Raw genomic sequence first — 19,503 nt, forward strand, 5'->3', positions numbered from 1 at the left:
CATCATGAGCGAACCCGTGCAGCTTGCAGAGCACAGCTTCGGCGTCTGGGAGCTGATACTGAACCGGCCCGAACGCCATAACGCCTTCGACGAGGTACTGATGGCCGCCATGGGCAAGCGACTGGAACAGGCCGCCCACCAGCCCGGCCTGCGCCTGCTGGTGCTGCGCGGCACCGGCAAACACTTCAGCGCCGGGGCCGATCTGGGCTGGATGCAAAGGGCCGCCACCCTCGACAAGACGCGGAACCTGACCGATGCCCGGCAACTGGCGCAGTTGTTGCGGCAACTGGATACCTTCCCCCACCCGACCCTGGCATTGGTACAGGGCGTGGCCTATGGTGGCGCCCTGGGGCTGGTTGCCTGCTGCGACTTGGTGGTGGCGGCGGCCGACAGCCGTTTTTGTTTAAGCGAAGTGCGGCTGGGCCTGATCCCCGCCACCATCAGCCCCTATGTGCTGCGCGCCCTGGGGCCACGCCAGGCCCGCCGCTACATGCTTACCGCCGAGATCATCTATGCCGCCGCTGCCGAACGACTGGGGCTGGTACATCTGCTGGCCACCCCAGAGCAACGTCTGGATGAGGCGGCAAGGCCCTTTATTCAGGCGATAATACGCAATGGCCCCCATGCGCTCACCGCCGCCAAGCAACTGGTGCGAGACTTCGCCGGGCAAGCCATCGACGAGACGCTGATAGACAGCAGCGCCCGCCGCCTCGCACGGCTGCGCATCGGTGCCGAGGCACGGGAGGGTCTCGATGCCTTCCTCAACAAGCGCCCACCGGCCTGGGAGGACAAGGATGTTTAACAGGATACTGATCGCCAACCGGGGCGAAATTGCCTGCCGCATCATCCGTACCGCCCGCCGGCTCGGCATAGCAACGGTGGCGGTCTATTCCGACGCCGATGCCGGCGCCATGCATGTGGCGCAGGCCGACGAGGCCTGGCGGCTGGGCCCGGCCCCGGCCGCCGAAAGCTACCTCCGGCAAGACATCTTGCTGGAAATCGCCCGACGCTGTGGCGCCGAGGCCATTCATCCGGGCTACGGTTTTTTATCCGAAAACGCCGGCTTCGCTCATGCCTGTGCCGAACAGGGACTGGTCTTTATCGGCCCGCCCGCCAGCGCCATAGAAGCCATGGGATCCAAGTCTGCCGCCAAGGCGCTGATGAGTGCCGCCGGTGTACCTGTGGTACCCGGCTATCACGGACCCAATCAAAATGCCGGCCATCTGCGACAAGAAGCGGAGCGATGCGGCTTTCCGCTGTTGCTGAAGGCGGTGGCCGGGGGCGGCGGCAAGGGCATGCGGGTGGTGCATGGCATCAATGAATTCGACGAGGCACTGGCATCGGCTCGCCGCGAGGCCAAAGCCGCCTTCGGCGACGACGCCATGCTGCTGGAGCGTTACCTGTCAAAGGCCCGCCATGTGGAAGTGCAGGTGTTCTGCGACCAGTTCGGCCACGGCATCTATCTGTCGGAGCGGGACTGCTCGGTACAGCGCCGTCACCAGAAGGTGCTGGAAGAGGCTCCCGCCCCCCACCTTTCGCCGCAAACCCGCGTCAACATGGGCGAAGCGGCGGTACGGGCGGCGCTGGCCATCGGCTACCGGGGGGCCGGCACCCTGGAGTTTCTGTACCTGGCTGACGGCCGTTTCTTCTTCATGGAGATGAACACCCGCCTGCAGGTGGAGCATCCGGTCACCGAACTGGTCACCGGCCTGGATCTGGTGGAATGGCAGTTGCGCGTCGCCGCCGGCGAGCCGCTGCCGCTGACCCAGGAGCAGGTGAAGATCCGCGGCCATGCCGTGGAGGTGCGGGTGTATGCGGAAGATCCGGAGAACGACTTTCTGCCCGCCGCCGGCACCCTGCACCATCTGCACGAGCCCGCCACCGGTACAGATACCAGCCGCGGATCCCTGGTGCGGCTGGATACCGGCGTGCGCCAGGGTGATGAAGTCGGGATCTTCTACGATCCGTTGATCGCCAAACTGATCGTCTGGGCCGAACATCGCGAGCTGGCCCTGCGCCAGCTGGCCGGCTCTCTGGCCCAATATCGCATCGGCGGCGTGCGCACCAATCTGCGCTTGCTGCAGGCCCTGGCCGGGTCGGTGCCGCTCAAGGCCGCCGAGCTGCATACCGGTTTTATCGAGCAGCATGGTGACCTGCTGTTTGCACCGCCCGGTCTGGAGTCGTCCCGGGTGCTGCAGCTCTGTGCCGCCTTTGTGCTGCTCACCGAACAAACATGGGATCCCTCTCCCTTCGCCGGCCATCGGGGCTGGCGGCTCAACCAGCCCTCCCTGCGGCAACTGGCGTTCGAGTATGAAGGCGAGGTTCACCGGCTCGACATAAGCAGCGAGGCCGCTGGCTACCTGATGACACTCGACGAACGGCCGCACCGCCTCACCGCCGAATGGCAGCAGGATCGATTACAGGCGGTGATCGACGGGGTGCCGCTGCTCTGCCATCTGGCCCGGCATAATGACCAGCTATGGCTGTTTTATCGCGGCGAGCGTTTCGACGTGCGGCTGCACAGTCCCGATGTCGAACCGCAGTCCACACCGCATGGCGGCGGCCTCTGTGCCCCCATGCCCGGGGTGATCAGCCGGATCAAGGTGACGCTCGGCGACCCGGTTGCCGTCGGCCAGACCCTGTTGATCCTGGAGGCGATGAAGATGGAGCACTCCATTGTCGCCCCCACCGCCGGTCGGGTGGCCGAGCTGTATTACCGGGAAGGCAGCCAGGTCAGTGAAGGCGCCGAGCTGCTGCGACTGGAGCCAGAGTTGAAGCCAAAGCAGGATCAAGAGCAGGAGCAAGAGACACCATGAGCGACGAGGTCAGACTGGTGGAAGTCGGCCCGCGGGACGGGCTGCAGAACGAGCCGGATTCGGTGCCGTCCGCCATCAAAATCGCACTGGTCGAACGGCTGGCCGACTGTGGCCTGCGTCATATCGAGGCCGCCAGTTTCGTCTCGCCCAAGTGGGTACCGCAAATGGCCGATGGCCACGCCGTGCTCACCGGCATTCGGCGCCAACCTGGTGTCATCTACAGCGCCCTGACCCCCAACCTCAAGGGGCTTGAAGCGGCCCTGGCCGCCGGTGCCGACGAAGTAGCGGTGTTTACCGCCGCCTCCGAGTCGTTCTGCCAGCATAATATCCATTGCTCCATCGCGGAGAGCCTGACCCGCTTCGCACCGCTGTTGTCCCTGGCTAAAGAGCAAGAAATACCGGTGCGCGGCTATGTATCTACCGTGCTGGACTGTCCTTATGAAGGTGCTATTCCCCCGGAGGCGGCGGCACAGGTCGCCGGCGCCCTGTATCAAATGGGTTGTACTGAAATCTCTCTGGGAGATACGCTGGGCACCGGCACCCCCAAACGGGTGAGTGCCCTGCTGAGCGTCGTGAGTCAGGAGATACCCCTGCCGCAGCTGGCGGTACACTTTCACGACACCTACGGCCAGGCCCTGGCCAATATTTATGCCGCCCTGGAGCAGGGAATACGCATCATCGACAGTTCAGTCGCCGGCCTTGGCGGTTGCCCTTACGCCCCCGGGGCTTCGGGCAATGTCGCCACCGAAGAGGTGGTTTATCTGCTGAACGGGCTGGGCATGAACACCGGCGTCGATCTGGACCGACTGGTGAACACCGGCCGCTGGATCTGCCAACAGCTGGGGCGGCACAACGGCTCCCGGGTGGGACTGGCCTGGCCAAAGTGAGAGCATCCGTACGCCCCTCATCCTTACCCGATGGAATACAGCGCCATTGGGCCAACATATTGCACGGATGTAGGCACTGCTTCAGCTGTGCAATATCGCGCAGCGATATCTTTGCTCTGACGTTTCATATAGCGCCTTATTGTTCAGAGAAAGCAAAAAGGGAGCCGAAGCTCCCTTTTTCATCGGACCGAATTCGAACCTTACTGGTTGACGAACTCGACACCCTTGGCGATATCGCCTTTCAGGGTTTCCAGCATGCCGTTCATCGCAGCCTGTTCGAAGGCACTGATGTCGCCGTAAGGCAGCACTTTTTCCACGCCGTTCTTGCCCAGCAGTACCGGCTGTGCGAAGAACTGAGCGTGCTCGCTGCCGCCGTCGACATAGGTGCATTCAACCACGTTGCTTTCGCCCTGCATGGCCTTGACCAGAGACAGCGCGAAACGACAGGCAGCCTGACCCATGGACAGGGTGGCGGAGCCGCCGCCGGCCTTGGCTTCAACCACTTCGGTACCGGCGTTCTGGATGCGGTAGGTCAGCTTCTCGATTTCTTCATCGGAGAAAGAAGCGCCTTCAACCTGAGACAGCAGCGGCAGTATGGTCACACCGCTGTGGCCACCGATAACCGGTACCTTGACGTCAGACACGTTCAGGCCCTTGGCTTCGGCCACGAAGGTCTCGGCGCGGATCACGTCCAGCGTAGTGATACCGAACAGCTTGTTCTTGTCGTAGACGCCGGCTTTTTTCAGCACTTCGGCGGCAATCGGCACAGTCGTGTTCACCGGATTGGTGATGATGGCGATACAGGCCTTGGGACAGGTGGCCGCTGCTTTTTCGATCAGATTCTTGACGATACCGGCGTTCACGTTGAACAGGTCGGCACGATCCATGCCCGGCTTGCGGGCTACACCGGCGGAGATCAGCACTATGTCGGCGCCTTCCAGTGCCGGGGCCGGATCTTCACCGCCAAAACCCACCACGCTCACGGCGGTCGGGATGTGGCTCAGATCGGCGGCAACACCGGGAGTGACGGGCGCGATATCGTACAGGCTTAATGCAGAACCGGCAGGCAGGTTGTTTTTCAACAGCAGGGCCAGAGCCTGGCCGATACCACCGGCGGCTCCAAGTACGGCAACTTTCATGACTGAACTCCGTTTTATTATGGGTTGTTAGGCGTTTCCTAGGGCTTTAGCAACATAGCGAAAGCGCCGCAGAAAAACAATGATCAGGGATGCCGAGTATGCGGTTCTGTGAGCCAGCGCCGCTCATCCCCGAGTCTGGAATACCAGGGCCCGCCGTTCGAGCAGACGAAACAAAAAAGTCAGCAGGCCATTCAGCACCAGATAAATGGCACCGGCCATTCCGAACACGGCCAGGGTGTCGTAGGTCTGACCATTGAGTCGCTGGGCCAGACCCATGATTTCCATGATCGAGATGGTACTGGCCAGGGAACTGCCCTTGAGTACCAGCACCACTTCGTTGGAATAGGCCGGGATCACCCGCCTTCCGGCATGGCGCAGCTTGACGCTCAACGTCTGCCAGCCATTCATGCCCAGCGCCTGACAGGCCAGGGTTTCGCCTTTCGGCACCGCGTCCAGCGCGCCCTTGAACAGGCGGCAGGTGTAGGCGCCGGCATTCATGCCCAGCGCCAGAATGGCGCAGAACATGGGCTCACGCAGATAGGTCCAGGCCCAGCTGTTCTTTACCCAGTCAAACTGGGCGGGACCGTAGTACACCAGAAAAATCTGTACCAGCAGCGGGGTACCGGTCAGCAGCAACAAATAGCCTTCCGTCAGTTGCGCCAGCACCGGCACCCTGAGCTCCAGAATCCAGGTCAGCACCAGGGCAATCACCAGCCCCAGCAAGAGGCCGGCGCCGGTGATGGTCAGGGTGATCTCCACCCCTTGCAGCAGGGTCGGCAGATAGCCAAGCCAGTCAGTCATAACGGGTTACCCTCGCACGCAGTCGTTTCAGCCCCTGCTGGCTGAGCACGGTTATCGCCAGATAGATCAGCGCCGCCATGCCATACCAGGTAAAGGGTTCATAGGTGCGGGCAGCAATGGCCTTGGCCTGATACATCAAGTCGTGCACTCCGATCAAGGACACCAGGGCGGTGTCTTTCAGCAGGATCAGCCACTGGTTACCCAGCCCCGGCAGCGCATGGCGCCAGGTTTGCGGCAATACGATGCGCACAAAGGTGTACAGGGGCGGCAACCCCAGCGCCTGCGCCGCCTGTCGCTGGCCCTGAGGCACCGCGTTGAGCGCCCCGCGCAGGGTCTGGGCGGCATAGGCGGCAAACAGCAGCGACAAGGCCGTCACTCCACACCAGAAGGGACTGAACTCCAGATACTCGCCGGTCAGCAGAAACAGTATCTGGGTCGAACCGAAATAGATAAAGAACACCACCAGTATTTCGGGCAGGCCGCGCAATACCGTGGTCAGCAGGGTCGCCGGCCAGCGCAGCAGGGCAAAACGGCTCATCTCGGCGCCGCACAGCAAGATGGCCAGCACCAGGCCGGCCGCCAATGACATCAATGCCAGCCCCAGCGTCATCAGGCTGGCATTCATCAGGTGGGTCAGCATATTACTGGGGAAAGTACTTTTGGTAGAGACGATCGTAGCTGCCGTTGGCCTTGAGCTCGCTCAGGCCCTGGTTCAGCTTGTCGAGCAGCTCCTGATTGCCCTTGGTCACCGCAATGCCGAAACCGGTACCGAAGTAATTGTCATCGGTGATGCGCTCGCCCAGTACCGCATAGCCGTCGTTTTTGCCCAGCCACTCACCCACCACGGCGGTATCGGCAAACACCGCATGCAGACGACCGTTGGTCATGTCCAGCAGCGCATCCTGCACGCTCTGATAGGGACGGGTCTCCAGACCTTCGCTTTCCAGCTTGTCCTGAATGTATTTCTGGTGCGAAGTGCCGTTCTGCACGCCCACCGTCTTGCCGTTCAGGCCGTCGATGCTGTCAAATTCGTCGGTCGGCGCCACGAACACGGCGGAGTTTTCGTAGTAGATATTGCTGAAATCCACCTGTTTGGCACGCTCTGGGGTAATGTCCATGGCGGCGATGGCGGCATGATAACGACGGAACTTGAGGCTGGGGATCAGGCTGTCGAAGGACTGGTTATGAAAGCTGCACTGAAGGGCGGCCACGTCACACAGCGCCCGGGCCAGATCGAGATCGAAGCCCTGCATCTCGTTGTTTTCATCGACAAATTCGAAGGGAGGATAGGCCGCATTGGTGACAAACTTCACTTCTTCCGCCTGGGCCGCGCCACAGGTCGCCAGCAGCGCCAGGGATAACAGTGTCTTGTTCATGATGATGTCCTTATGGTCATTAATGAGTCAGAAACTCGGCCAACCGCCGAGTCTGGGGATGGTCGAGCAGTCCGGCATCGCCGTATTCCACCAGGCGGCCCTGTTCCAGATAGGCCACCTTGGTTGCCACGCGCCGGGCAAAACCGACTTCGTGGGTCACAATCACCTGGGTAATGCCGGTTTGTCCCAGTTGCAGTATGATCTCCGCCACTTCCTTGGTAATTTCCGGATCCAGGGCCGCCGTGGGTTCATCGAACAGCAGCACCGACGGATTCATCATCAGCGCCCGGGCGATGGCCACCCGCTGCTGCTGACCACCCGACAGCGCGCCCGGCCAGGCCTGGCGCTTATCACTCAGCTTGAGCTGGCTCAGCAGGTAACCGGCCTTGTCCTGCGCCTTGGTTTTATCCATGCCCAGCACCTTGAGCGGCGCTTCCAGCAGATTCTGTTCTACCGTCAGATGCGGCCACAGATGATATTGCTGAAATACCATGCCTACCTTGCCGCGCAGCTGCTGGGCTCTTTTCTGCAGCTGGCTCGAACGCGCATCGGGAAAGGAAAAATGCTCACCGGCGATGGTCAACTGACCGGAATCCGGAATATCCAGCAGGTTAAGTAGCCGCAACAGAGAACTTTTGCCTGCTCCGCTTGGTCCAAGTAGCACTAATGTCTCTCCGGCATCGCATTTAAGCGAAACCTGGCTTAAAATTTCCTGACCAGCCCAGGACTTGCAAATGCCGCTGAATTCTATGCCCATGCGCTATATTCACATCATTTGTCAGAGTGTTCGGCTGATTTTATTTTTCATTGATGTTAATGCAAGCTAATTTTGCATCTTTATGCAAAATAAATGACTATTCCTTGATAAAAAATGACCACGGATAGACAATATGTCCCATTCAACCACGCTCGGTCGGCTGCAAAAAATGAACGAAAAGCAAGAACAACTGATCAAGGCCTTCAAGGCCCTGCTCAAGGAAGAAAGCTTCGGCTCCCAGGCAGAGATAGTGACTGCGCTGCAGGATCTGGGCTTCGACAATATCAACCAGTCCAAGGTTTCACGCATGCTGAGCAAGTTCGGCGCCGTGCGTACCCGCAATGCCAAGATGGAAATGGTCTATTGCCTGCCGATCGAACTGGGCGTGCCCACCAGTAGCAGCCAGTTGAAGAATCTGGTGCTGGATGTAGGCCACAACAGTGCGCTGATCGTGATCCACACCAGTCCCGGTGCCGCCCAGCTGATTGCCCGTATGCTGGACTCGCTCGGCAAGGCCGAAGGTATTCTCGGCACCATCGCCGGCGATGACACCATCTTCATCACCCCCACCAACGACACCCCGATAGAAACCCTGTTCCAGAGCGTACTGGAGCTGTTCGAACAGTACGTTTAAGCAAAAAATCATGGTGAGGCGAGAGGAGTAAGGTGAGCCCTGCATCTACTTTATCCCTTACCCTTACTCCTCACCATCGATGCTTTGTTTACAGTACCTAGGGTCGATTTCAATCGACCGGGGCATGACACCGAGCCCTGAGCGGTCGAATAAATTCGACCCTACGCCCCCTCGATGTCCCCTCACGCCTCACCATCAACGCTGTATTTACAAGTCCCCCTGCATCGCCAGCCACTCTTCCGAAGGCGCGAAGAAAGCGGCACCGGTTTCGGCCTGGGTAAAGAGTGTCAGGTGATCGAAGTGTCCGGCGTCGTCGGGCTGATACATGTTTTCCAGCATGCGGGTAAAGTGCAGCGGCGTGTGGCAGCAGGAGACAAACACCAGGCCCTGTGCGGCGGCCGTGCCCCAGGGCATGCTCTGGCGCAGAATCTCCATGCCGTTGCCCGCGGCGTCCTTGAGGCTGGTCCTCCGGGTGTGGGCCGTCGGGGCCTTCCGGGCCGACTCGTACTCGATATTGTCGGACTTGGTGCGGCCATAGATATCTTCCTGTGCCTTCACCGCCAGCTTCTGCCAGCGGGTCATCTTGTGCCGGTAGCGCTGCACATGGAGGTAACTGCCATCGGCGAAGCGCCCCTCGCCCACCAGCGCCACTTCGGCTCTGTCGTCACCCTGGGGGTTTTCGGTGCCGTCCACAAAACCGGTCATGTCACGGCCGTCGAGATAACGAAAGCCCTGGCGTTCCTCTTGCAGTTCAACCTTGCCCGCCAGCAGGGCCATTACCCGCTGCACGGCGATATAGGCCACGTCCAGCCGGTCGGCCCGCAGCTGAAAGAACAGATCGAAGGGGGTTTCGGGCGCGATGCGCTGACCTTGCTGCTGCGCCGGAAAGGGCATCAGCTCCGCCGGGCGTGCACCGGGATAAAGCTCATCCCAGGCTTCGTTGCCCACCGCCACCACACCGGAAAAGGCCGCATCCGGATAGTCCTGTCGCAGTCCCTGCCACAGGGCCGGTATCTCGGCCAGAGCGGCTCGTACCGCCTCGAAGCGATGGGGACGGATCTCGAACATCAGGTAATGGGCATGAAGATTGGGTTCGGCGCAAATACCGGCTTGTGCTGTCATCGTCTGCTCTTCCGTTGCTTCGAAAAAGACCAGTATAACGACAAAAACAGGGACTGGGGATCGGGGACTGGCAGAAAGCAGGTTGCGAATGAGCGAAGCGAATTCCAACATGGCGTCGCCAGCCCGATGTGGGGACTCGTTCCTCGTCCACAACCCAGGCTCCCGGGCCGAGACTCAAATCACGAATCCCCGGGGTCAGGCCACGGCGCGCTGGCCTTCGGAGTCGGGAAAGAAGGTCAGGGCATGAGGCAGCACCTTCACATTGACCTGGCTGACGGCGGGTAATGGCTCGTTGATACTCACTTCCAGCTGCAGGCTCTGGCACTCCACCACACAGCGGGTATGGGTGCCGAGAAACTGCTGCTCCAGCACCCGGCCATTGCCCTTTTCGGTCAGCGACAGCTGGATTTGCCGTGGGCGCAGCATCAGCTGACCATGGGTGCCGGGGTCGGCGTTCAGTGCCGCCTGACTCACGATGGGACCCATGGCCGTCAGCAGGGTACTGTTGTCGAGCACGGTCGCGGGCACATAGTTGGCCTGGCCGAGAAAGTCGGCCACGAAACGGCTTTGCGGATGCTGATACAGGGTTTGCGGCCGCCCCACCTGCTCGATATGACCGGCCCGGAACAGCGCCAGCCGATCGGAGAAGGCGAAGGCCTCTTCCTTGCTGTGGGTAACGAAGATGGCACTGATCCCCTGCCCCTTGAGCAGATCCCGGATTTCACCGATCAGCCGCATCCGCACTTGGGTATCGATGTTGGAGAAGGGTTCGTCGAGCAACATCAGTCCCGGCTGGCAGATCATGGCCCGGGCAATGGCGACCCGCTGCTGCTGGCCACCGGACAGCTGATGCGGGTAACGCGCACCCAGAGCCGCCAGATTCACCAGCTCCAGCACCTCGGCAACCCGGGCCTTGATGCGCACCTTGTTGCTTTCCTTGCTTTGCAGGCCGAAGGCCACGTTCTGCGCCACCGTCAGATGCGGAAACAGCGCATAATCCTGAAAAATCATGCCGATATTGCGCCGCTCGGGTACGACTTCCACCCCCTTGCCGTTCATCTGCCGGCCATGGATATGAATCTCTCCCCGGGTTACCGGCAGCAAGCCCGCCACCGCCTTCAGCAGTGTGGTCTTGCCACAGCCACTGGCGCCCAGCAGACACATGATTTCATTTTCGGCCACCTGCAACGACAGGTCATCCAGTATGGGGTTACCGTTATAACTACAGCAAATGCCGTTTACATCCAATGCCGCCATCAGTGATGCTGCTCCAGTGATCGATTCAGGAAAATCAGCGGTATCAGTCCCACCAGCACGATGACGATGGCGGGCAGGGCCCCCACCTCCAGCTGCTCGTCGGACACAAACTGATATACATAGGTCGCCAGGGTCTGAAAGTTGAACGGCCGCAGCAGCAGGGCCGCCGGCAGTTCTTTCATGCATTCGATAAACACCAGCAGGGCGCCGGCCAGCATGCCCTTGCGGATCAGCGGCATGTGTACCTTCATCATCATGGCGCCCGGACCATAGCCCATGGTCTGGGTCACCATGTCCAGCGACGGCGACACCTTGCCGAGGCTGCTTTCCACCGCTCCCACCGCCATGGCGCCGAAGCGGACCAGATAACCGAAGGCGATGGCGGTCATGGTGCCGGTCAGCAGCAGACCGGGCTCGCTCATTCCCAGCCACAGGGCCAGATCGTTGATGGCAAAATCGAGGCTGGTCAGGGGCACCAGTACCCCGATGGCCAGCACGGTACCGGGCAGTGCATAGCCCATGCTGGCCAGCCGCATCGGCAGTACCGTGTAGGTTTTTCCGGTCAACCGGTGCGTCATGCCCAGCAGCAGGGCGATGAACAGCGCCAGCCCGGCCACCAGGGTCGAGAGTATCAGGCTGTTGATGCTGTATTCGAAGAAACGGGCATTCCAGGCCTGTTCGAAATAATGCAGGGCGTGATAACAGAGAATGACGAAGGGCAACAGGAAGCCCACCGCCACCAGTCCCCAGCAAAACGCCAGGGCGCCCCATTTCGATACGCCGCTCAGTCGATAACCGGTTTCCTGTTCGTGCCCCATGCCCTTCTGAAACACCTGCTGGCGCTTGCGGCTGATGCGCTCGACACTCAGCAGCAGCATCAACACCAGCAGCATCATGGCGGCGATTTTGGCGGCGGCATTGAGGCTGCCATAACCCAGCCAGGTATCGTACACCGCCGTGGTCAGGGTGTTGACCGCGAAGAAGTTGACGGTGCCGAAGTCGGCCAGGGTTTCCATTGCCACCAATGACAGCCCCACCGCGATCGAGGGCCGCGCCAGCGGCAGGCTGACCCGCTTGAAACTCTGCCAGGGCGTGCATCCCAGCAGACGGCTGGACTGGATCAGGCTGGTGGACTGCTCGAGAAAGGCGGTACGGGCCAGCAGATAGACATAGGGATACAGCACCAGCCCCAGCATCAGGGCGGCGCCGCCCAGGGTACGAATGGCCGGAAAATAATAATCGGCAGCCGACTGCCAGCCAAACCACTGGCGCAGCGTGCCCTGCACCGGACCGGAAAAGTCCAGCAGGTCGGTATAAACGAAGGCGACGATATAGGAAGGCATGGCCAGGGGCAGGATCAGCGCCCACTGCAGCCAGCGTTTGCCGGGCAGCTCGCACATCGCCATCAGCCAGGCGGCGGGCACCCCGCACAACAGGCTGAACACCATGACCAGCAACACCAGCCAGAAGGTATTGTTGATATACGCAGGAAGCACCGTGCCCCACAGATGACGGAAGAGGTCTTCTGCGGGTAACAGTGCTTCATATAATAGTGCCATCACAGGCAAGGTCAGCAGCAAAGCCAGGGCCCAACTGCCGACCGTCCAACCAGGTCTTTTCATCTACAACTCGGAACGGGGGCCAACCCCCGTCTTTTTACAGATCGTATTGGACTTCGTCCATCAATTGCACCGCTTCTTTGGCATGTTTTGCCACATCGCTCAGCGGACGGGTGTCGGACTTGAAGTCACCCCAGCTCTTCACCAGCGCGGACGGCTCCACGCCGGGCTTGACCGGATACTCGTGGTTGACGGACGCATACAGGTGCTGCGCTTCGTCACCGGACAGGAATTCCATCAACTTGACGGCGGCATCCTTGTTCTTGGCATGCTTGGCCAGCGCCACGGCAGAGATGTTGACGTGAGTGCCGCGATCCGCCTGATTGGGGAAGTTGATATAGGCGGATTCGGCCCATTCGCGCTGCTTGTCATCGGTCAGCATGACACCGTAGTAGTAGCTGTTGCCCAGGGCATAATCACAGACGCCGTCCCGGATGGCCTTGATCTGATCCCGGTCACCGCCCTGGGGCTTCTGCGCCAGGTTGGCTTTCACGCCTTCGAGCCAGGTCTTAGTGTACTCGGCGCCGTGCTCGTCAATCATGGAGGCCGTCAGCGCCACATTGTAGGGGTGCTTGCCGCTACGGGTACAGATTTTACCCTTGTATTTGGGATCGGCCAGCTCTTCATAGCTGATGTCGTCACGCTTGCCGACCCGCTCTACCGAACTGTAGATGGCGCGGGCGCGGGTGGTGAGGGCAAACCACTTGCCGTCTGCATCGCGGTACTGGGCCGGAATGTTCTCTTCCAGTACCTGGCTGTCCACCGACTGGGTCAGATCCTTGTCGACGACGTCCATCAGGCGGCTGACGTCCACGGTCAGCACCAGATCCGCCGGTGACAGACGGCCTTCGCGCTGCAGACGTTCCCCCATACCGTCCTTGATGTACACCACATTGACGTCGATACCGGTTTCCTTGGTAAAGGTGTCGATGATCGGCGCGATCAGAAAATCCTGGCGATTGGAGTAAACATTAACTTCTTCGGCAAAGGCCTGGCTGGTGAAACTGGCAACCAGCAACGCCGCCGACGACAGGAAAAATTTCTTAGACATCATCCAGATCCATTTAGTTGAGTGAGAATAATTAACGTTTAGAATTATACTCAGAGATGATTCGGAATCAATAAGCAATTGGCATCCAAATAGTAAAAGTTTTCATCCTCAACATTATTACTTCTTCGGGCCGAGCCGTCCTTGCGCCGGATCGGCTACCAGACAAAAAAGAAGGGGAGGCCCCATGGCCTCCCCTGACGACTGATAAACTGCCTGAACCTTCTGTTTCCATTCCCGCGAAGGCGGGAATCCAGTGCCATGGCTCTCCGCCTTCGCGGAGATGACCCGCCTAAACGGCGGCATCATTGATTAGTCGGTGATAAATATGAGCTACCGTCAAACCATGCCCCGTCAAACCATGGCCGTTATAACAACGGTGCTCAGTTCTGTTTCACGGTCACAAATTCGGGATAGGCATCGATGCCGCAGTCGATCATGTCCATGCCGGACATTTCTTCTTCCTCGGTCACCCGAATACCCATCACCTGTTTCAGCACATACCACACCAGCAGGCTGGCGAGGAATACCCAGGCGCCAATCACCAGGATACCGGTCAACTGGGCCCACAGGGTGGCATCGGCATTGGCCACCGGCACCAGCAGCAGGCCGAAGATACCGCAGACACCGTGCACCGAGATGGCGCCAACAGGATCGTCTATGCGCAGCTTGTCCAGCACCACTATGGCATAGACCACCAGTATGCCCGCCAGCAGGCCGATGGCAGCACCCCACAGATGACCGGGCGACAGGGGATCGGCGGTAATGGCCACCAGACCGGCCAGGGCGCCGTTGAGCACCATGGTCAGATCGGCCTTGCCCCAGGTCAGTTTGGTGACCACCAGGGCACCGATGGCGCCGGCGGCGGCGGCGGCGTTGGTGTTGACGAAGATCCTGGCCACGGCGGTCGAGTTTTCCACATCGGACAGCAACAGCTGTGAGCCACCGTTAAAGCCGAACCAGCCCATCCATAGAATAAAGGTACCCAGGGTCGCCAGCGGCATGTTGGAGCCGGGGATCGGATGAATGGAACCGTTCTTGCCGTATTTGCCTTTACGGGCACCCAACAGCAGCACCCCGGCCAGGGCCGCGCAGGCACCGGCCATATGCACTATGCCGGAGCCGGCAAAGTCGAAGAAGCCCCATTCAGACAGAAAACCGCCCCCCCAGGTCCAGTAGCCTTCCAGCGGATAGATGAAGGCGGTCAGTACCACCGAGAACGCCAGGAAGGCCCACAGCTTCATGCGCTCGGCCACGGCCCCGGAGACGATGGACATGGCGGTGGCGACAAACACCACCTGAAAGAAGAAGTCGGCTTCCAGCGCATGGTCGGCGTCACCGGCCTGGCTGCCAATCAGGCCACCCAGGCTCGGCAGCCAGCCACCTTCGGCATTGTCCACATACATGATGTGATAACCCACCAGCAGGTACATGGTGCAGGCAATGGCAAACAACAGAATATTCTTGGTCAGGATTTCGGTGGTGTTCTTGGCGCGCACCAGGCCGGCCTCCAGCATGGCAAACCCCGCCGCCATCCACATCACCAGTACGCCGGACATCAGGAAATAAAAGGTGTCCAGGGCAAACTTCATTTCGGTTAAGGTATCCATTATGCTCTCCCTCGCTTAAATAGCTTCCATGTCCCGCTCGCCGGTACGGATGCGCACGGTTTGCTGCAGGTCATAAACAAAAATCTTGCCGTCGCCAATCTTGCCGGTATAGGCGGTTTCGGTAATGGCTTCGATCACCAGTTCCACCTGATCACTCTGGGTGGCAATCTCCAGTTTAATCTTGGGCAGAAAATCCACCGTGTATTCGGCCCCGCGATACAGTTCGGTGTGCCCCTTCTGACGACCGAAGCCTTTTACTTCCGTCACCGTCATGCCGTCGATGCCGACGTGAGCCAGCGCCGACCGCACGTCATCGAGCTTGAAGGGTTTGATAATGGCGCAAATCATTTTCATGGCGAGCTTCCTTGTGTGTCTGGATTGGTTAAAGACCTACAAGCATCGTGCCAGTTTTATTATTCTTTTATTTTCAATGATTTAAACTGGCATGACAGGATAATTTAAGCGTCGTGATATGATGCTGGTGCAGTCGATACACTAAAGGCACCAAGATGGTGCAATGGAGTTACCATGTTATCTCTATCGGCCCGGGTGCAGATCCCCGAGCAGGAACTGGAATTTATCACCATGCGTGCCAGCGGCCCCGGCGGCCAGCATGTGAACAAGACCGACTCGGCGGTGCAACTGCGTTTCGACTACGCCAACAGCCCCAGCCTGCCCGATGGCTACAAGGCGGCACTGCGGCAAATGAAGGACAACCGGATACTGGCCTCGGGCTGGATCATGATCCGTGTCGAGAGCCACCGCAGCCAGCTGATGAACAAGGAAACCGCCAAAGAAGCACTGCTCGCCCTGCTGCAGCAAGCCGGCAAACCGGTAAAGGTGCGTCGTCCCACCCAGCCGAGTAAAAATGCCAAACGCAAGCGCACCGACAGCAAGACGCTCAGGGGAAAAATCAAAAGCGGACGGGGGAAGGTAAAGCTGTAAGGGGTGAGGAGTGACTGGGTGAGGGGTGAGGGGTGAGAGCAAAAGCCGGCGCTGCTTTGTTTTACGTCTCACTCTTCACCCCTCACGAATTAACGGTTACTGCAGAAGTCTCGCCATTGCTCCAGCACCCGGGCCAGATCGTCCAGGCCGCAACCGGCGTACAACTCGTCGTCGTAATAGGCCAGACCCTCTTCCATCTCGTCGGTATCGAAAGCCAGGGCATGGGCGCTGAGCTCGGCCTCTTCCCGGGTCAGCAGCAGGGTACACTCGGGATACGTCTTCTTGAATTCCTGCGCCTCGCCCGCTTCAAGGGTCTCGATGGTCGACAGCAGCGCCGTCGCCTCGGCAATACCGACCTCGTCGGTCAGCCATGGGCCCATCACTTCGTGGCCCATGGTAAAACGGGCTCGATGATGGCCATTCAGATCCCGAAAAAATTCAAACTCCACAGGCACCTCCAGCAATAAAGCCGCGATTCTACTCCCGGTGACCGGCACTGAACAGGGCTGTTTCAATTCACATAAACTGGCCTGATGTATTTATCTCCAGTATCCTATGCCGCCTTTCTCCACCGGAAGGAATATTCGGTTGCACATTGCAGTATATGTAGATTAAACATCTTCACATAAAGAAAAGTTACCCCACCAGACAGGCCAATCATAAAAACAATCAGGCCGTCTGATTAATAAATTGTATACACCATTGGAACGCAGACACCATGAGTCATGACCCGCACCATCAGGCCGTCCCACAGGAACTGGTCTACAAGCTGCACGACAAACCGCCCTTCGTGCAGTCTCTGTTCGCCGCCATCCAGCACCTGCTGGCGCTGTTCGTGGCGGTGATCACACCGCCGCTGATCATCTGTCAGACCCTGGGTATCCCCGCCGCCGACACCTCTCATATCATCAGCATGTCGCTGTTCATTACCGGTGTGGCTTCCTTTATTCAGATGAAACGGTTCGGCCCCGTCGGCACCGGCCTGCTGTCGATTCAGGGCACCAGCTTCAATTTTCTCGGCCCCATCATCGCCAGCGGCCTGGCCATGAAAGACGGTGGCGTCACCACCGAAGCCATGCTGGCCGCCATTTTCGGCACCGCCCTGCTGGCCGCGCCCACCGAGATGATCCTCTCGCGTTTTCTGCACCTGGCCCGTCGCGTCATCTCGCCGCTGGTCAGCGGCATCATCGTCACCCTGATAGGCCTGACCCTGATCCAACTGGGCCTGACCTCCATCGGTGGCGGTTTCGGTGCCATCGCCGGCGGCACCTTCGGCGCGCTCGACAACCTGGCCCTCGCCGGTACCGTGCTGGGCATCATTATCCTGATGAACCGCAGCCGTAATCCCTATGTTCGGTTGTCGTCCATTCTGGTTGCCATGGTCACCGGTACCCTGCTGGCCTGGACCATGGGCAAGCTGGCCCCGCTGGAAGGCAGCCTCCCCTCCATGGCCTTCCCCATTCCGCTGCAATACGGTCTGGGTTTCGACGCCTCGCTGTTTATACCGCTGGTGCTGGTGTTTCTGATCACGGCGCTGGAAGGCATCGGCGATACCACCGCCACCTCGGAAGTGTCCGGCGAGCCAGTCAGCGGCCCCGTTTACATGCGTCGACTCAAGGGCTGCGTGCTGGGTGATGGCATCAACTCCTCCCTGGCCTCCGTCTTCAATACCTTTCCGGTGTCCACCTTCAGCCAGAACAACGGCGTGATCCAGATGACCGGCGTCGCCAGTCGTCATGTGGGCTTCTTCGTGGCCGGCATTCTGGTGCTCATGGGCCTGTTTCCTGCCATCAGCACCCTGGTGCAGCGCATTCCCGAGCCGGTACTGGGTGGCGCCACCCTGGTGATGTTCGGCTCCATCGCCGCCGCCGGGGTACGCATTCTGTCCCGCGAGCGCCTGGACCGTCGTGCCCTCTTCATCATGGCGATTTCCTTCGGCATGGGCCTCGGCATCGCCCAGCGCCCCGACATACTGCAATTCATGCCAGAGCTCATCAAGAACGTGTTCTCTTCCGGCATTGCCGCCGGTGGTATCACCGCCATCCTGATGAATCTCATCATGCCGCTGAGCCGGCCGCAGGCCGAAGAAGCCGCCGAAACGCAGCAGGCGTAAAAACGGGACTGGGGATTAGGGAATCGGGACTGGTGAAAGCCGCCCTCTATTCCCCACTCCCTATTCCCTCTTCCTCACCCCCTATTCCCTACTTCCTCTTCCCCGCCCCCTATTCCCTACTCCCTCTTCCCCGCTCCCTATTCCCTCAACCCCATCACAACGCCCAGCGCCGCAGCAGGTTGTGATAGACGCCGGTCAGCCGAATGCTGGTCTCGCTGTCAGCCCCCAGCTGCTGATTGATGCTCTGGATGCTCGTATCCAGATCGAACAGCAGGCTGCGCTGACCGTCATCCCGCACCATGCTCTGAATCCAGAAAAAGGAGCTGATGCGTGCCCCCCTTGTCACCGGCAGCACCTGGTGCAGGCTGCTCGACGGGTACAGGATCAGATCACCGGCCGGCAGCTTGACGCTGTGGGCGCCATAGCTGTCTTCCACCACCAGCTCGCCGCCGTCATATTCGTCGGGCTCGCAGAAAAACAGGGTGGCCGACAGATCGGTACGAATCTGCTCTCCCGTGGTCTTGTTTACCCGAATGGCATTGTCTACGTGAGTACCAAAGGATTGACCGCCCTGGTAGCAGTTGAACAGCGGCGGAAAAATGTTGGCGGGCAAGGCACCGGCGATAAACAGCGGGTGCCGGGCCAGGGCCCTGGTGATCAGCTCGCCGATGTCGCGCGCCGTTTCGTCGTCTTCCGGCAACTGCAGGTTGTGCTTGGCCTGGGCCGACTGAAAGCCGGCGGTGGTTTTGCCGTCGGTCCATTGGGCGGCCAGCAGCCGCGCTCGGCATTCGGCCAGCTGTTCGGCGCTGAGCACGCCGGGAATATGCAGCATCATGATGAAATACTCATTTTCGTTATAAATGGATAAAGCCCCGAGAGGGGCTTTTAACAAAATTGTCTGTCAGCTTGAGGGGGAACCATACCAATTTGCACAAAGTTCTCATCGCTTGTGAATTCGAGCGCAGAGGCAACACAGCCGTCTCCCACGACACGCTACGAGTACATATATGGACACCTCGCTTCCTGCAAGTGGGGTTTCCGTTATTTTCGGTAATCAGGATAAAACTGCATACGTATATCCGGCCTGTATTGATGAGCAAGCATCTGGCTTGCTCTGGCCCTAATGAGAGCCGCGCCCTTGCAGCGTTATCGTCCCTACGGAATCCAGGTTCCGAGTACTCACTCAGCATTGGCAAGGGCCGGTCTTACCTGTTACCACATTAACGTCATTTCCACGTGCAGTTCACCGGGGTGATGTAACCTGTTTTTCCTGCTAAACCTGTCTTTTTTTTTGCAGAGCCTGCTGCCTGCTCAGGCCGAACGGTAGTGCTCCTGCCTGACCAGCATGGCCCAGATAATACGTGCCAGTTTGTTGGCAA

Annotated in this window: 19 protein-coding genes; 6 read left to right on the forward strand and 13 right to left on the reverse strand. The window is 59.6% G+C overall.

Going from position 1 to position 19,503, the window contains the following annotated elements; genetic code table 11:
* The first annotated feature begins 4 nt into the window (after window positions 1-4).
* From HNR62_RS08160 to HNR62_RS08170, 3 genes are read left to right on the forward strand one after another with little or no spacing between them, the layout of a single operon-like run.
* Window positions 5-802: an enoyl-CoA hydratase-related protein gene (locus HNR62_RS08160; protein ID WP_204795581.1), complete on the forward strand. Its 798-nt coding sequence runs from the start codon at window positions 5-7 to the stop codon at window positions 800-802.
* Window positions 795-2,816: an acetyl-CoA carboxylase biotin carboxylase subunit gene (locus HNR62_RS08165; protein WP_204795582.1), complete on the forward strand. Its 2,022-nt coding sequence runs from the start codon at window positions 795-797 to the stop codon at window positions 2,814-2,816. The genes HNR62_RS08160 and HNR62_RS08165 overlap by 8 nt, the downstream gene beginning before the upstream one ends.
* Complete coding sequence (locus HNR62_RS08170) at window positions 2,813-3,703, forward strand: hydroxymethylglutaryl-CoA lyase (protein ID WP_204795583.1); 891 nt, start codon at window positions 2,813-2,815, stop codon at window positions 3,701-3,703. Before HNR62_RS08165 ends, HNR62_RS08170 begins: the two co-directional genes overlap by 4 nt.
* Before the next feature lie 200 nt (window positions 3,704-3,903).
* Here HNR62_RS08170 and mdh read toward each other — a convergent pair whose 3' ends face one another.
* The 5 genes from mdh to HNR62_RS08195 form a co-directional block, all read right to left on the reverse strand.
* Window positions 3,904-4,842 carry a malate dehydrogenase gene (gene mdh / locus HNR62_RS08175; RefSeq protein ID WP_204795584.1) on the reverse strand — a complete coding sequence of 313 codons (939 nt, stop codon included), beginning with the start codon at window positions 4,840-4,842 and terminating at the stop codon, window positions 3,904-3,906.
* 123 nt (window positions 4,843-4,965) lie between these two features.
* On the reverse strand, window positions 4,966-5,643 hold the full coding sequence (artM, locus tag HNR62_RS08180) for an arginine ABC transporter permease ArtM (protein ID WP_204795585.1): 678 nt from the start codon (window positions 5,641-5,643) through the stop codon (window positions 4,966-4,968).
* A complete protein-coding gene (gene artQ, locus HNR62_RS08185) occupies window positions 5,636-6,283 on the reverse strand; it encodes an arginine ABC transporter permease ArtQ (RefSeq protein ID WP_204795586.1) in 648 nt (215 codons plus the stop codon). The genes artM and artQ overlap by 8 nt, the downstream gene beginning before the upstream one ends.
* Before the next feature lies 1 nt (window position 6,284).
* Window positions 6,285-7,019 carry a transporter substrate-binding domain-containing protein gene (locus HNR62_RS08190; RefSeq protein ID WP_204795587.1) on the reverse strand — a complete coding sequence of 245 codons (735 nt, stop codon included), beginning with the start codon at window positions 7,017-7,019 and terminating at the stop codon, window positions 6,285-6,287.
* Window positions 7,020-7,038: 19 nt separating this feature from the next.
* Complete coding sequence (locus HNR62_RS08195) at window positions 7,039-7,776, reverse strand: ATP-binding cassette domain-containing protein (RefSeq protein WP_204795588.1); 738 nt, start codon at window positions 7,774-7,776, stop codon at window positions 7,039-7,041.
* 133 nt (window positions 7,777-7,909) lie between these two features.
* Here HNR62_RS08195 and argR point away from each other — a divergent pair, with 133 nt between their 5' ends.
* Window positions 7,910-8,410 (forward strand): transcriptional regulator ArgR, encoded by a 501-nt coding sequence (argR, locus tag HNR62_RS08200; protein ID WP_239552685.1) that lies wholly within the window; start codon window positions 7,910-7,912, stop codon window positions 8,408-8,410.
* A 207-nt stretch (window positions 8,411-8,617) separates the two neighbouring features.
* Here argR and HNR62_RS08205 read toward each other — a convergent pair whose 3' ends face one another.
* The 6 genes from HNR62_RS08205 to HNR62_RS08230 all read right to left on the reverse strand — a co-directional run bounded on the left by HNR62_RS08205 (window position 8,618) and on the right by HNR62_RS08230 (window position 15,420).
* Entirely contained in the window at window positions 8,618-9,532 is a 915-nt protein-coding gene (locus tag HNR62_RS08205; RefSeq protein WP_204795589.1) for a Dyp-type peroxidase, read from the reverse strand.
* A gap of 195 nt (window positions 9,533-9,727) precedes the next feature.
* Window positions 9,728-10,789: an ABC transporter ATP-binding protein gene (locus HNR62_RS08210; RefSeq protein ID WP_204795590.1), complete on the reverse strand. Its 1,062-nt coding sequence runs from the start codon at window positions 10,787-10,789 to the stop codon at window positions 9,728-9,730.
* Window positions 10,789-12,411, reverse strand: a complete 1,623-nt coding sequence (locus HNR62_RS08215) for an ABC transporter permease (protein WP_204795591.1) — start codon at window positions 12,409-12,411, stop codon at window positions 10,789-10,791. Before HNR62_RS08215 ends, HNR62_RS08210 begins: the two co-directional genes overlap by 1 nt.
* A 34-nt stretch (window positions 12,412-12,445) precedes the next feature.
* Complete coding sequence (locus HNR62_RS08220; protein WP_204795592.1) at window positions 12,446-13,459, reverse strand: Fe(3+) ABC transporter substrate-binding protein; 1,014 nt, start codon at window positions 13,457-13,459, stop codon at window positions 12,446-12,448.
* Window positions 13,460-13,839: 380 nt separating this feature from the next.
* The gene (locus tag HNR62_RS08225; protein ID WP_204795593.1) at window positions 13,840-15,066 is read right to left on the reverse strand and encodes an ammonium transporter; all 1,227 of its coding nucleotides are present in this window, start codon (window positions 15,064-15,066) and stop codon (window positions 13,840-13,842) included.
* A 15-nt stretch (window positions 15,067-15,081) separates the two neighbouring features.
* On the reverse strand, window positions 15,082-15,420 hold the full coding sequence (locus tag HNR62_RS08230) for a P-II family nitrogen regulator (protein ID WP_104487374.1): 339 nt from the start codon (window positions 15,418-15,420) through the stop codon (window positions 15,082-15,084).
* Between the two features lie 174 nt (window positions 15,421-15,594).
* On the opposite strand from HNR62_RS08230, the gene arfB reads away from it, so the two are divergent.
* The gene (arfB, locus tag HNR62_RS08235) at window positions 15,595-16,011 is read left to right on the forward strand and encodes an alternative ribosome rescue aminoacyl-tRNA hydrolase ArfB (RefSeq protein WP_204795594.1); all 417 of its coding nucleotides are present in this window, start codon (window positions 15,595-15,597) and stop codon (window positions 16,009-16,011) included.
* 89 nt (window positions 16,012-16,100) lie between these two features.
* Here arfB and HNR62_RS08240 read toward each other — a convergent pair whose 3' ends face one another.
* A complete protein-coding gene (locus HNR62_RS08240) occupies window positions 16,101-16,460 on the reverse strand; it encodes a YacL family protein (protein WP_204795595.1) in 360 nt (119 codons plus the stop codon).
* 269 nt (window positions 16,461-16,729) lie between these two features.
* Here HNR62_RS08240 and HNR62_RS08245 point away from each other — a divergent pair, with 269 nt between their 5' ends.
* Window positions 16,730-18,124: a uracil-xanthine permease family protein gene (locus HNR62_RS08245; protein WP_204795596.1), complete on the forward strand. Its 1,395-nt coding sequence runs from the start codon at window positions 16,730-16,732 to the stop codon at window positions 18,122-18,124.
* A gap of 154 nt (window positions 18,125-18,278) precedes the next feature.
* Here the strand turns inward: HNR62_RS08245 and HNR62_RS08250 are convergent, their stop codons facing one another.
* On the reverse strand, window positions 18,279-18,959 hold the full coding sequence (locus HNR62_RS08250) for a Fe2+-dependent dioxygenase (protein WP_204795597.1): 681 nt from the start codon (window positions 18,957-18,959) through the stop codon (window positions 18,279-18,281).
* Between the last annotated feature and the right edge of the window lie 544 nt (window positions 18,960-19,503).

Origin of the sequence: Oceanisphaera litoralis, from assembly GCF_016907015.1 — a bacterium.
Lineage (GTDB): Bacteria > Pseudomonadota > Gammaproteobacteria > Enterobacterales > Aeromonadaceae > Oceanimonas > Oceanimonas litoralis.

Excerpts from the sequence above, each read along its gene's own strand:
- HNR62_RS08160 (WP_204795581.1), top strand. The coding sequence starts at position 5 with ATGAGCGAACCCGTGCAGCTTGCAGAGCACAGCTTCGGCGTCTGGGAG.
- HNR62_RS08165 (WP_204795582.1), top strand. The coding sequence starts at position 795 with ATGTTTAACAGGATACTGATCGCCAACCGGGGCGAAATTGCCTGCCGC.
- HNR62_RS08170 (WP_204795583.1), top strand. The coding sequence starts at position 2,813 with ATGAGCGACGAGGTCAGACTGGTGGAAGTCGGCCCGCGGGACGGGCTG.
- mdh (WP_204795584.1), bottom strand. The coding sequence starts at position 4,842 with ATGAAAGTTGCCGTACTTGGAGCCGCCGGTGGTATCGGCCAGGCTCTG.
- artM (WP_204795585.1), bottom strand. The coding sequence starts at position 5,643 with ATGACTGACTGGCTTGGCTATCTGCCGACCCTGCTGCAAGGGGTGGAG.
- artQ (WP_204795586.1), bottom strand. The coding sequence starts at position 6,283 with ATGCTGACCCACCTGATGAATGCCAGCCTGATGACGCTGGGGCTGGCA.
- HNR62_RS08190 (WP_204795587.1), bottom strand. The coding sequence starts at position 7,019 with ATGAACAAGACACTGTTATCCCTGGCGCTGCTGGCGACCTGTGGCGCG.
- HNR62_RS08195 (WP_204795588.1), bottom strand. The coding sequence starts at position 7,776 with ATGGGCATAGAATTCAGCGGCATTTGCAAGTCCTGGGCTGGTCAGGAA.
- argR (WP_239552685.1), top strand. The coding sequence starts at position 7,910 with ATGTCCCATTCAACCACGCTCGGTCGGCTGCAAAAAATGAACGAAAAG.
- HNR62_RS08205 (WP_204795589.1), bottom strand. The coding sequence starts at position 9,532 with ATGACAGCACAAGCCGGTATTTGCGCCGAACCCAATCTTCATGCCCAT.
- HNR62_RS08210 (WP_204795590.1), bottom strand. The coding sequence starts at position 10,789 with ATGGCGGCATTGGATGTAAACGGCATTTGCTGTAGTTATAACGGTAAC.
- HNR62_RS08215 (WP_204795591.1), bottom strand. The coding sequence starts at position 12,411 with ATGAAAAGACCTGGTTGGACGGTCGGCAGTTGGGCCCTGGCTTTGCTG.
- HNR62_RS08220 (WP_204795592.1), bottom strand. The coding sequence starts at position 13,459 with ATGTCTAAGAAATTTTTCCTGTCGTCGGCGGCGTTGCTGGTTGCCAGT.
- HNR62_RS08225 (WP_204795593.1), bottom strand. The coding sequence starts at position 15,066 with ATGGATACCTTAACCGAAATGAAGTTTGCCCTGGACACCTTTTATTTC.
- HNR62_RS08230 (WP_104487374.1), bottom strand. The coding sequence starts at position 15,420 with ATGAAAATGATTTGCGCCATTATCAAACCCTTCAAGCTCGATGACGTG.
- arfB (WP_204795594.1), top strand. The coding sequence starts at position 15,595 with ATGTTATCTCTATCGGCCCGGGTGCAGATCCCCGAGCAGGAACTGGAA.
- HNR62_RS08245 (WP_204795596.1), top strand. The coding sequence starts at position 16,730 with ATGAGTCATGACCCGCACCATCAGGCCGTCCCACAGGAACTGGTCTAC.
- HNR62_RS08250 (WP_204795597.1), bottom strand. The coding sequence starts at position 18,959 with ATGATGCTGCATATTCCCGGCGTGCTCAGCGCCGAACAGCTGGCCGAA.